The following is a 12,486-nucleotide window of genomic DNA, read 5'->3' as shown; positions in this document are numbered from 1 at the left end:
GCCCTTGGTCACCAGAATGACTACTCGGTCGATGGCGGTACTCTTCTATTCAGATTCTTTCCCTATTGTTCCCATCTCGGTCTTGGCGATCCAGGGAGATCGTCTGTTGCGTCGAGTAACGCATCCACAGTCGTCCATGGGTAACACCGCCAGTGTAGTTCGAAGAGACGGAAATCGTTCAGATGCACCCAGCTATATGAAGGAACTTCGATTTCGTGCTCCTCGAGTTCGTCAGTGAGAGCGTCAACGGTGACGTCATTGCCGGCCTTTTCGGCACGTTCGACGAGCGCATCGAGTTCTGCAGTTTTCGCCTTGTCGTCGATATCCGTGACTTCCACGAGTTGTGCAGCAGCAGCGAGCACATCACGTTCGTCCCCGAAGAACGAGGCCGCTATCCTCGACCAACTCGAGACGCTGCAAGAGGCAGGCATCATCGACGTCTACGTTCACAAACCGAATGCGTCGACGCGGGATCTCCCGTCGAAGTTCTGGGGGCCGACTGAACGCGGTATTGAGATCCTGTATGAACATAACTTCCTACGGGGCGTTCCCATCGCACGGGCCGTCTATGAGGAGACTCGAAAATCCGAGCGGGTAATGCGCCACGAGGGTGCACCACGCCCGGCGCTTCCCGAAGCAGTCACTGATGCACTCGAGTTTGACGAACCGGGAGTGGCGGCATCAGACGCTTCGTGACATCTCCCGGGCTGAAGGGCGGGGCTTTCTCCTTGATTCTCCATAAAAGGGAGTCAGTGAGCTACCCCCACCTACCGTGTCCAGGGTGACTCACCCCTTGCTTCTTATGGGTGGGATTCTTTATCCAACGAGAAGTCGTGCAGATTAACACGGAATCCACAGCGGTCTCAATCTCCGGAGGTGTGAATTCAGTCCATCTCGTGCCTAATCGTCCACGCTACACAATCTATGGGAGGCCGTGAGGGCGTCAATTTTTCCCTCGCACACGCCCACGTGTGATACACCCTCGGTTAGTACACGAAGCTCTCAACCGTGCAAGCGAGACGCGGACGGAGCGTGTGTCTCCCTACCCGCTCGACTCGGTGAACAAGGAGGCATATACGAGTTCCAGAGCGAGAAAATTCACAACTGACATCGTGGGTGGATGTCACTCGCCTGCATTCCGACTCCGGATTCCTGGGTGGTCACAGTGTTCGTCCAACGAACGAGTCCCGATGTGAAAAGCGAGGAGACGGAACCGATACGATAACGAGTTTTCCGCGGTCGGTAGCCTTACTTCGCCAGAGGGGGTGGGTTCGAACGCATGAGCGGAACACTCGACCACACCATGATGCGAGTAGCGGATCTGGACGAGTCGCTCGACTGGTACCGGACCCACCTCGACTACGAGGAGATGGGTCGCTGGGAGGCTGACACGTTCACCAACGTCTTCCTCGCGCCGGAAGATGTTCACGACGAAGGTGCCGTGCTCGAACTCACCTACAACCACGACGGGCGGTCGTACGAACTGGGCGACGCGTGGGGTCACATCGCCGTACGCGTCGAGGACGTGTACGACGCGTACGAGGAACTGATGGACGCGGGCGTAGAGGACTACCGCGACCCCGACTCCTGCGGCGGGAGCTACGCCTTCGTGAAAGACCCGGACGGGCACGAAATCGAAATTGTAGAGCGCGACCACGGCGCGCGCTGGAGTTTGGACCACACCATGATTCGCGTCGAGGACGCCGACGAGGCGCTCGGCTTCTGGACGCGCAAGTTCGAGTACCAGCATACCGGACGTTGGGAGTCGGACACGTTCGCCAACTACTTCGTGAAGCCCGAAGACGCCGCGCCGGAGGCGATGGCGGTCGAGCTCACGTACAACTACGACGGGCGGTCGTACGAACTGGGCGACGCGTGGGGCCACCTCGCGGTGCGCGCGGACGATCTCCACGAGGAGTGGGAGACGTTGATGGAGCGCGAAGCCGAGGACTACCGCGACCCCGACTCCTGCGACGACCGCTACGCCTTCACCAAAGACCAAGACGGGCATGAGATAGAACTCGTGGAGCGCGACTGAGCGTAATCGAGTCCGACCGAGCGCGGCGAAGCATAACGAAGCGCAGACCGGCGCGACGAAACGCGACGAAGTACCGCGAAGCGTGGCAAAAAGAAAACCGACGCGAACGAGTTCGAGTCACTCGAATACTCTATTTTCTCGGTTAGCTCGAATCGTCGGGATCTGTAGTTCGAATCACTAAAAATAGCTGTCCTATCGAAACTCACTCAGTCATCGATAGGTTTCATAATCAAATCATGTCTTCGATTGGTAGGGAAATTCGCTGCCACTTAAAGCATGGAACTGTGAATCCTTCAGTTGATGGTGTTACTCCCACCCCGAAACGGGCGGTGTTCGCCGACTCATGTCAGCTATATTGCCATTTTCGAAAACCCCCCATCGAACCTTCTATTGGCCGAATACGGGAGTGTGAGAGCGTATCGCCCCATTCTCAGACCACAAAGCATTTATAATAAAGGGATAACCTACAATCTGTACCCCTACCCATGGTGGCAAACGGAGTACCACTTCTATGCTCGGATCGCTCGGGCTACACAAAGTGGGCGAATGATAGTGAAGAGGAATTATCGCCGTATTAGAAACAAAACGATAAAGCATGACAGGAAATACGGCAAAGGTTCGCAGCCTGCTCCTGACGGCGCTGATGGTTATGTCGGTATTCGCCGGCGCCACCGCGTTCGCAGGATCAGTTGGTGCGGCCAATGAGCCTCTGGACACCCCTGGCACCTACTACAGCGGCCGGATAGTGTCGGTTGACGCAAGCGGTCTCTCGGAAGAGACCGACTCCGTACAGATTCGTGAAGTGGAAGAGATCAACGATGGCGATCTCGAACTCAGCGCCCCGAAAGCTGTTCACAGCCTCGAAAATGGCAATGTCTCCTTCAGTCTGGGCGACCGAAGCGGAAAGGTCGTCTTGACGACGGACTCGGGGACTGTTCTCGATGTCAACGGCGGTAGTGCCTCGATGGTTACTGGTACGAACGAATCACAGGGCATCATTGAAATCACCAACCACAACTTCGAAGCGAGCTTCGAAGACGACACAGTTGTTGACAACGGCCACGACGCGAAAACGATGCTCAACATCGGTGCGGATCGATCCAACTACAAAGTCGCTGTGACTTCGGACGATCTCAATCAGGACAAGGTTCTCGAAATCTTCAACGACAACTCTGATTACAACGCCCATATCGCGGGTGACTCAGTCGTCCTCGAGAACGTTAAATCCTCTAGCGAAGTCACGGCCAACTTCATTGGTGTTAAGACCGGTGACCACGACTTCACCTTCAAGGTAAACGACTCGGCCGTCGAAGTCACCGACAACATCACCGTTGAAAGTGCTGGTGACAAGAAGGCCACCATCGGCGAAAGTCACGTTAACACCGCGCGCGGAGACATCGCCGCCATCACGGTGAACCTCGAAAACAGCAACACCGGTATGCTACGTATTGGTAACGAGGACACGGACTTCTTCCAGTACGACATCAAGGTCACGGACGGTAATGACGACGGCAAAGTTACCGTGTACTTCAACACATACCGTACCTCCAACAACACCGCAACTGACGTGAACGACTCCGTCCGCGCAGGTGCTGGAACGGATGACACCGCAGTCGTCCAGGACGGTAGTTTGCTCGGCGATGAGCCGATTGCCCAGGGTGACTACGAACTCCGTAGCGACGTTTCGGATCTCAGTGACCCGGACGACGTCACGTCCCTTACGGTCGGCCCGCGCTCCACTGACAGCGCGCAGACCTGGATCAAGCCCGGTAATAGCGAAAACGAAGGGAACGCCACGGAACTGACCAACGTTCTCACGCAGCGCAGCAACGTCGCGCTAGGTGACAAGGCGGTTGTTCAGGTCAAAGCATCCGGTATCTTCGGTGCGCTGACCACGGCTGACGGATCGACAACGAACTACGAGAACTTCACGCTGACCGTCACCGAAACGGGTGACAACAAGGAGTCGAACACCAACGCGGACTCCCTCAAGCTCAGCGATAACGACTTCAGCATCATCAAAGACGGTAAGAACAACACGTTCTACGCCGTTATCGACACCGACGACCTCAACACCGCGGACGGAGAGGGCGACGGTCTCGGTGAATGGAATGCGAAGTTCACCGTCAAAGAAGAATACGAACTCGCTAGCGACGACCAGTCCGTCTCGACCACGTTCACGGTCGAGCAGGAAGAGGTCGACCTGAACGGCGGGAATGACATGACGGTTCCCCAGGGCGAAGATAATATCTCCGGTGAGACGAATCTCGCACCTGGTACGGATCTGACGCTTATCGCACAGAGCACGGGTATCTTCTACAAGAACGCTGACGCCACCGTCAGTGAGGACGGAACCTTCTCGGGCTCGTTCGACTTCAGCGAATACGACAACGCGACCGAATTCGATGTCTTCGTGCAGGGCATGAAGTCCGACACGCAAATCAGCGGTGTTGTCGACCAGAACGCTGGTCAGACCACGACGACGACCACGACGACCACGACAACGTCGTCCGAGCCGTCGACCACGACGTCCACCACGCCCGGTGACGATACGACCACGACGACGACTTCGTCCGACGGTCAGCCCGGATTCGGCGTCGCGATCTCCGTCGTTGCACTCCTCGCCGCTGCGCTCCTCGCGCTCCGCCGAGAGAACTAAATCAGACATGCGTCTAATTCCGACTGAATAAATCATTTTTCGCGCACTCGACCGCCGAGCGACAGCGTTATCGAATCGTCGATAATGCCGGTGGCTGCATCACTGAGTACGTCACCGTCGTCGCGCCGAAACGCAGAATCTACTGCAACAGAGCACGGTGACAATAGACGAATTTCAATTCACACACCGAGTAGCGGTGAAGCCTCCACTGGTTGGGGACACCGCCGATACAAGACGACCTACTGACGACAGCTTATTGGAAATGCAATCGACTTCGTTTACTTGCGCTGGGAGGTGTAACCACCTGCGACGAAGCAACTGATGTACGAGGTCACAGGTGCAGTGTCGTCGAACATACCATCGGAGTATTCCAAGAACAATGGTTACTTTTCAGGGTGATCCACATCCTTCATCTCCCACTTGTTGCCGAAGTAGTCGGCGTACCTGCCAAAAACGCCAGTGTATAACTCAACCATATTCCGGGAATTCAACGGACGATAGGGGTGTAGACTACTGTTTTCGAATTTTAAACCAACCCAAGTTCGCGGGGGTCGACAGTGGTCGCCTCGAACCGCTCGATTGCCGAATCCGGGCGAGTACGCCGGTTCTCTTCGTCGATACCTTGAACGACGATACGACTTGTAATGAAGTGAGGACCATCTCCCCGAGTTCGAAAACAGGGTTCGCCGGTACACCCCAGGTATTACCGGCGAAATCAGCGGTTTCAGGGAACGGCAATCTAACCATCGTACACCGGAAACCATACATGCCGGTGTCAGACCGCCACAACCGATTATTCGGTAAATTCGGCGCATTTCCTCTCTTGAATAGAAGCGAGCAAACTACCAGTGTTCAACTGGATTAATAATGCTATAAATCCCTTCTGCCCGGCGATTACGGTATGCCGACCATGGCGATTTTGACCGTTTATTATTAACGCATATCCGCCAGCAAACCGGCGTCTTTCCCCGGTTTTCGAATCCGCGTGCTTCCCAATTCGGTAACTGCCGCAGCAACAACTCGTGGCCTCTCCACATACTTCGACAACAGCCGTTCTCCCGGGCGATTTCCGGGGAGTACACTTCCGGAGACGCCAATAGCGTTGATTTCCGGGCGAGAAACGCCGTTAGCGACGTGTTCTGAGAGGTGTAAATCTCCTCCAGTAGCGCGAACGCAGAACAGTCGAGCGAATGATTCGCCATCTTGATCACTTCCACCAAGCTCAGATACGACCAAATAGTACGAATTCGTTTTTAGGAGTATTCACGACCCGCTGTCCAGCGGAGAGATACCAAGAACGCATGACGGAACTACCAACAGATGCGGACGTTCCACCAGCACTCCTCGAATACGAACAGTGGGTCTGCTGGCGCGTCCAGTCACGCGGTGAAAAGCCGACGAAAATCCCGGTGAACCCGATTACCGGACAGTACGCGTCCACGAACAAACCTGAGAGATGGGTCTGTTTCGAGGATGCAGTTGCACACGCCGACGACAATTCCAGAAACGGGGTCGGCTTCATCTTTACCGAGGATGATCCGTTCGTCGGTGTCGACCTTGACGCTGTCCGTGATTTGGACGGAGAGACCGCAGACTGGGCAGTGACGATCATCAACCAACTGGATTCGTATACTGAAACCAGTCCATCCGGAACGGGGTATCACGTACTTGTCAAGGACACCCTCCCCCGGGACGGAATCGCCGTGGTACCGTCGAACTCTACGAGAACGGTCGCTTTTTCACCGTCACTGGTGATCGGATTGGGGGGTCGCCCGCGAGAATTCACGATCGGACCGACGCACTCACGACCGTCTACGACGTCCACGTCGCACCAGACGATGCGTCGGAATCGGACGAGTCAGTGGAGAGCAACTACCAAGTAGCGGAGGCAACATCTCCGGATTCAAAAACGAACCTCGCCGATGAGGAGGTGGTTAAACGCGCACGCTCGGCGGCGAACAGCGCGAAGTTCGAACGCCTCTGGCGCGGCGATACCGGGGACTACGATAGCCACTCGGAAGCGGATATGGCGCTCTGTTGCCTGCTCGCCTTCTGGACGAGTGGCGATACGAGCCAGATGGACAGGCTGTTTCGTCGGTCAGGACTTCACCGCGAGAAGTGGGACGCCGACGGGAGCACGTACGGCGAGATGACCATCGACCGGGCGACGAACGTGACGACGGAGTCCTTCTCGCCGAGTGACGACGATGCCAGCACCAGCACCGACATGGCCGAGAGCGACGGAGACGACGGAAGTGGGCTCCCAGCGCCGGAATCAACAGCGGCCGTCACAAATGGTGGTACAGCCCCGCTTCACGAACGGGAACGCGAACGCATCGAGACGATCACCGAACTCGAAGGCGGCTTCGAGAACTGGAACTCGAAAACCAACGGCTACGCGACGACCGTGGCAGAGAACGAGCAAAACGTCAGGAACTCGAAGGAGAGACAGTAGCAAACCCTTCAGGTAGTCGGATACTGAGCCATCTCAAACGATTTCTCGGCATCTATCGATAAGTCCGCCCGCTTCATCGTAGCAGCAATGACGCTCTGCAAGGGTCAAAATCCAAATCAAGGGCTTTTCTCAAGGAGTGCTACTCAGCACCCCCGAGTAGTCCGAGTCCATAGGCGAGGATGATGAATACAGCAACGATCAAATCGAAACTGAAACAGGCGACCGCGTAGGCCATCGGCGCAAATGATTGTCCCGGTCCGATGTAGTGCCACGCATCCCAGAATGGATGCAACGCCCATCCGGCAGCAATCCAATACGGAGAGCCGCGCCACCCGAGCAAGACCAGAGTGCCGAAGATAATAACCTGCACCAACTCGATAAGCAACCAGATCGGATTCGGTCTCGGAAGTATCCCCGCGGCAAAGCCGAAGTATGCCCCGGCAGCAGCGAACAAGAGGATGACGAGTAGGGAACGGCCGACGATGTCTCTGGTGAAGCGGGAGAGGAGAAACGCGATGACTGACAGCATTATCGCACCGATTGCACCTTCGATCAACACCCGGACGATCAACTGCGAATCCGCTTGCGCTTGCGTAACCAGCGTTGTTTCGATTAGTAGCAACCAGACGCCTCCATGCTGTTCGTGTGGGCACTGACTACGACCTTAAGGCTTTTCGGCGTCCTCGACGCGTTCGGTCCGTCCCTCTCCTTCTCCCCTATCGACACTACTTCGTCAGGCCAGCTGCCGCCAGCTCCACTCGGGTGCCCAGTCGAACAGAGTCCTTGCTTTGGCGGTGTCGACCAGCGCTGAATACTCGTCCTTGCCGAAATCACTTCGAACTTCGGCATCGGGGAAGACATCCGCGATGACTTCACGAGTGGGCGTTTCGGCACTGGTGTCGGGCGCTGACACCCAGATGCGCTCGTGGCCGTCGAAGGTGGCTTCAACGGATCGCCGGACGAGGTCGACCGCGTCCGACAGATGAACGTAGGTGAACAGCGTATTGCGCTGCGTATGGTAGTGCTCCGAGTTCCGCATCCCCCTCAGCGTTCGATCATTCTCGACAAACGTCTCGCGGGCGAGGGTATCGTCGACGACCCACGGAAATCGGAGCGATGTGATGGTCTGTGGCCGGTCATCGACGCGGCGTGCGAACCCATCGGCAGCGATTTCGAGCGTCTGCTTACCTAATCCATACGGGTTCGACGGTGTGAGACGGTGGTGTTCGTCTACGGGCAGGTAGTCAACGGTAACGCCGTCCGGCTCGAAGCCGCCACCCATCGCACTGAAACTCGACGCCAGAACGACCGTGTCGATTCCAAGCGTACCCGTGGCCTCCAGCACGTGATAACTGGACATGACGTTACTCTCGTACGTTCGATATCCAGGGGTTCCGTCCGGCGTTGGTAGCATCCCCAGGTGGACGACCGCGTCGGCATCGCTCTTCGCAAGCGACCCGTAGACGTCGCCTGCATCCAGCAAATCGGTCGTGAGATACGCATCCGACTGCTCCTCCGCTCGCTTCCCCCGTGAGAGGTTGACAGTCCAGTAGCCCTCGTCGTTCAAATGCGCCAGTACGCCCTGGCCAACGCGGCCGTTGCCTCCGGTGACGGCGACTGTCCCGGTCATGATCGTACTTTTTCCGCCGTTCCCTAATATCCCGGCACATTCGTTGAGAGATTCAGATTGCCTCCATGTAGATCATCTACTTCAGACACTGAATCACCTACTAGTCGAATCAGTACCAGCGGAAACCGACGTTGGTGGCAGACAGTCGGACGGTCATTACGCGGCTCCAACGTGGTGATGGATACGCGCCGGTACACGGTGGCCGTGGAGTGAGGGACGGAGCGAGCGAGCAAGATATCGCGTTCTACAAGCGTTCGATTCGGAGACGGCGGAAGTCGACCTAAACGTCGTCCCTTTTTTCGGTAGTATTGCGACGGTATCGCTTCTCGAATTGACGGTTCGCGTGTTCGTTGTAGGTGTTGGCAGCGAAGCGAGCTTAAACTATCGTCGGAACCATGATTCTTCCTCCGATACTCATACCGACGAGCCCTATCCTTCAAAGCTCGCTCAGTATTCAGATGTTAGCCTACGGTCATATACGTTAATAAGTTTCGACGGTAAGACCGTCGATGCGCTCAAAATGCCGGCTATTGCCCATTAAAACCGGTTCATTCAGAACCAATTCTGTTGCGCAAATTATTACATCTCCTCTGTCAATTCGGTTTCCTTCGCTCCGCAGCCGTCCGTCGAGCTGCCCAGCTCTCTAAGCTATCGCTTCGGTCGTTTTGATAATTGGGCGCGGATTACCGACCGACTCGATCATTCGCCGTTCTGCTTCGAGTAAATCATTCACGCCAACTCCGATGAAGAGCACTTGTAACGTCAGAGTGGGTATTAGTTGTTCGCGCTGCTGTGCTCGTTCCCCTTGTCGCAGGGAAGTATACAGCGACACGAATCCACTCTGTCTCGAGGACTTACCTATTGAGACCATGACTCGATGCACTCCCAGACGAGGCTGTTCATAACCAGTCCGATGGATGAAAATTCGGACAGCGAATTTGAAGAGGATTGGTGAGCCGATTGTCCGCAGGAACGGACGGTTCTCGTTCCTTCCAGGGCAATTCTTAACATCGTCGTTCCCGATGTGCTATAGGATGACAACGGTCACGCCAGACCGGATGCTTCGGGTGAATTTATCGACCGGCATGGTCGAGAGTGAGCAGGTGCCCGCTCACTGGCTACGTCGGTTCGTCGGGGGAAAGGGAATCGGTGCTCGGTACCTCTACGAAGAACTTGACGCCGGAACGGATCCACTCGGGCCGAACAATGCATTACTGTTTATGACGGGACCACTGTCGGGGCTCTTACCCGGCGAACCTCGATATGCCGCAGTAACGAAGTCGCCGTTGACGGGGGCATTTCTCGACTCCTACAGCGGTGGGGAGTTCGCAGCCAGTTTCACGGGTGCCCTCGGCGACCATCTCGGACTACTCGTCAACGGTTGCGCTGCCGAACCGGCTATCATCGAACTTGAGGACGGCGACGCGACCGTTACACCGGCCGAAGACCTGTGGGGAAGGGATGCGGTCGATACGTGTGATGCATTTCCGGACGCCGCAGTCGCGTGCGTCGGTTCGGCTGGTGAACACCGTGTCGGATTTGCAACCATCGCGTCCGATGGAGCCGAACACCACGCCGGACGAGGCGGTGCCGGTGCAGTCATGGGTGCAAAGCGATTGAAGGCAGTCGTTGCGAACGGTGACAGGCCGGACGAACTGCCCGATTTGAGAGCGGAATACGCCGATCGATACCAGGAAAACGATGTTGGGAAGTGGCAACGGGCAAGCGGAACATTAGAAACTGTGGATTTCGCGAACGAAGTTGGCATCCTCTCGACGCGGGGCTGGCAGGAGGGGCAGTTCGAGGAGACCGACAACATCGGCATCGAGGCGGCTCACGAGGTAGCCAATGAGCGCGAACACGATGACGATACTCTGCCAGGTGGGTTCCGGATCGAAACGGAAAACGGTACGTACGTTCCCCGCGGCGCAACAGCGATGAGCCTTGGCGCAGAACTCGGCGTCGACGAGTTCGACGCCATGACAATTTTGGGTGAAACGTGTGATCGGCTCGGCGTAGACGTCATTAGTGTGGGAAATGTGGTCGCGTGGGCGATTCGGGCCAGCCAAAACGACGTCATCGATCGGGAGTTAGACTTCGGCGATGCCGAGGCCGCGCGAACACTCATCGAAGAAATTGCAACGAGAGCGACGCCGCTGGGCGACGTGCTTGCAGATGGTGTTGCCGCGGCCGTATCGGCGTTCGGCGGAGAGAACCTCATCCCGACGGTGAAGGCGATGGAACTGCCCGCCTACGACCCTCGCGGGTCAATGGGGATGGCGCTCGCGTATGCAACGAGCGACCGGGGTGGCTGTCATCGACGCGCTCGCCCGGTGGAAACGGAAGTATTCAGCAAAGAGTGGACCGATGAGGATCGGGTTCGGATCGTCGTGACCGAGCAAAACGTCAGATCCGTCCTCTGGAGCCTTATCGCGGACGACTTTATGGGGGAGGTGCTCTGGGAGGACCTTGGCGCGGAGTGGCTGGCAGCCGTGGGCCGCGAGTACGACTCCAGCGCTCTGTGGACCGTCGGCGAGCGGGTGTGGACACTGATTCGACTGTTTAACGTTCGAGAGGGATTCTCGAAGGAAGAGGATGCACTTCCGGACGTGTTCACAAAACCGCTCTCTGGTGGCCCAACCGATGGACACAGCATCGACCCTGCCGCGTTCGAATCATTGCGAGAGCGCTACTACGTGGCACGAGGCTGGAGCGACTCGGGCCGTCCGACCCGGGCACTTCTCGACCGACTCGACCTGACTGCCGCCGTCGACGACCAGACACCGGTTGCCGACCATTCGATCGAACGATGACTGACAGGATAGACCTCGATGACCTGGACGCAGGCGAGACCGATACAGAGAACACTTTAAAACCGGGGGATTGGTTCTGGCGTGAAAAAGGCGACCCGATAGACGACTCGGAGAGTTCGACTGCAATGTCGAACGCTGAGACGACTTCGGAATCGGACGCACCCACGGATGGCGCGTCCGACGACTCTCGAATCGCGGATGCCGATTCAACGACGGCAAACACGGGTTCGAATTCACTTCCGCGCGTCCCTCGTGAAAACGAGGATAAACCGGTCGGCGTTCCAGTCGAGTCCGGCGGCGCCGGCGCTGGGGCCACTGGCACCGCCGGTGGTCAGTCGGATGGAACCCCGACCGCTGCAGATACGGCTGCGTCCGATGACCGTGTGGATGCAGGTACCTCTGAGCAGTCAAACGAATCGACCGAGACACCGTCGACCGTTGGCCCCCACGGCGGCGGGGTAGACGACATGACGCTGGCATTCACCTACGAGGCGGCAAAGCGGCTTGCCGACATTCGAACCGTCGCCGCCGACGTCGCTGGCTGGGCGGACTGGGTCGGCCTCGTGGGCGAGGTTCCCGCTCACATTATCAACAAATTCCAGCGCGACAAGCAGGTGGATCTCGACTTCTTTAATGGCGGCGGAACCGCGCCCGCGGAGCGCCTTGCAAACATCGACCGCCACTCGATGTTCTTCGCCGAGCGAATGGTTCTCGTAGGAATCGAAGGCGAGGATGAGGCAATCGCGGCCGCCGCCGACTGGGAATTCGTCCCGCTAGCTGAGGCCGCGGAGAAGGCCGACTGGGAAATCGCGGAGTAACGCCCGACATGTGCGGCTCAGTCGAAGCCGAGATCGCGGAGTAGTTTTTTGGCGGTCGGCGTGGTACGTTGTG

The 12,486-nt window shown here is 57.1% G+C and carries 10 protein-coding genes; 7 read left to right on the top strand and 3 right to left on the bottom strand.

The genetic code is table 11. From position 1 onward, the window contains the following. Positions 1 to 62: 62 nt before the first annotated feature. On the bottom strand, positions 63 to 338 hold the full coding sequence (locus LIW51_RS06545) for a DUF8170 family protein (protein ID WP_227376401.1): 276 nt from the start codon (positions 336 to 338) through the stop codon (positions 63 to 65). Here LIW51_RS06545 and LIW51_RS06540 point away from each other — a divergent pair. The 5 genes from LIW51_RS06540 (at position 328) to LIW51_RS06520 (ending at position 7,152) form a co-directional block, all read left to right on the top strand. Then, positions 328 to 696 (top strand): ArsR family transcriptional regulator, encoded by a 369-nt coding sequence (locus LIW51_RS06540; RefSeq protein WP_227376400.1) that lies wholly within the window; start codon positions 328 to 330, stop codon positions 694 to 696. The genes LIW51_RS06545 and LIW51_RS06540 overlap by 11 nt on opposite strands. Before the next feature lie 583 nt (positions 697 to 1,279). Next, complete coding sequence (locus tag LIW51_RS06535) at positions 1,280 to 2,038, top strand: VOC family protein (RefSeq protein WP_227376399.1); 759 nt, start codon at positions 1,280 to 1,282, stop codon at positions 2,036 to 2,038. A gap of 595 nt (positions 2,039 to 2,633) precedes the next feature. Beyond that, positions 2,634 to 4,697, top strand: a complete 2,064-nt coding sequence (locus LIW51_RS06530) for a DUF7827 domain-containing protein (protein ID WP_227376398.1) — start codon at positions 2,634 to 2,636, stop codon at positions 4,695 to 4,697. A 1,301-nt stretch (positions 4,698 to 5,998) separates the two neighbouring features. Beyond that, positions 5,999 to 6,580 (top strand): hypothetical protein, encoded by a 582-nt coding sequence (locus LIW51_RS06525; RefSeq protein WP_227376397.1) that lies wholly within the window; start codon positions 5,999 to 6,001, stop codon positions 6,578 to 6,580. Next, positions 6,559 to 7,152 (top strand): phage NrS-1 polymerase family protein, encoded by a 594-nt coding sequence (locus tag LIW51_RS06520; RefSeq protein ID WP_227376396.1) that lies wholly within the window; start codon positions 6,559 to 6,561, stop codon positions 7,150 to 7,152. The genes LIW51_RS06525 and LIW51_RS06520 overlap by 22 nt, the downstream gene beginning before the upstream one ends. A gap of 139 nt (positions 7,153 to 7,291) precedes the next feature. On the opposite strand, the gene LIW51_RS06515 is transcribed toward LIW51_RS06520, so the two are convergent. Both LIW51_RS06515 and LIW51_RS06510 read right to left on the bottom strand, forming a co-directional pair. Beyond that, positions 7,292 to 7,774, bottom strand: a complete 483-nt coding sequence (locus LIW51_RS06515) for a DUF6010 family protein (RefSeq protein WP_227376395.1) — start codon at positions 7,772 to 7,774, stop codon at positions 7,292 to 7,294. A 111-nt stretch (positions 7,775 to 7,885) separates the two neighbouring features. Further along, positions 7,886 to 8,782: an NAD-dependent epimerase/dehydratase family protein gene (locus LIW51_RS06510; RefSeq protein ID WP_227376394.1), complete on the bottom strand. Its 897-nt coding sequence runs from the start codon at positions 8,780 to 8,782 to the stop codon at positions 7,886 to 7,888. A 1,034-nt stretch (positions 8,783 to 9,816) separates the two neighbouring features. On the opposite strand from LIW51_RS06510, the gene LIW51_RS06505 reads away from it, so the two are divergent. Together LIW51_RS06505 and LIW51_RS06500 are read left to right on the top strand one after the other, a co-directional pair. Next, on the top strand, positions 9,817 to 11,595 hold the full coding sequence (locus LIW51_RS06505; protein ID WP_227376393.1) for an aldehyde ferredoxin oxidoreductase family protein: 1,779 nt from the start codon (positions 9,817 to 9,819) through the stop codon (positions 11,593 to 11,595). Beyond that, a complete protein-coding gene (locus LIW51_RS06500; RefSeq protein ID WP_227376392.1) occupies positions 11,592 to 12,413 on the top strand; it encodes a DUF7124 domain-containing protein in 822 nt (273 codons plus the stop codon). Before LIW51_RS06505 ends, LIW51_RS06500 begins: the two co-directional genes overlap by 4 nt. Positions 12,414 to 12,486 lie beyond the last annotated feature (73 nt).

The organism is Haladaptatus halobius (assembly GCF_020618475.1).
Lineage (GTDB): Archaea > Halobacteriota > Halobacteria > Halobacteriales > Haladaptataceae > Haladaptatus > Haladaptatus halobius.
Note: the sequence above shows the minus strand (reverse complement) of the source record. Positions and strands in the feature narration are given on the sequence as shown.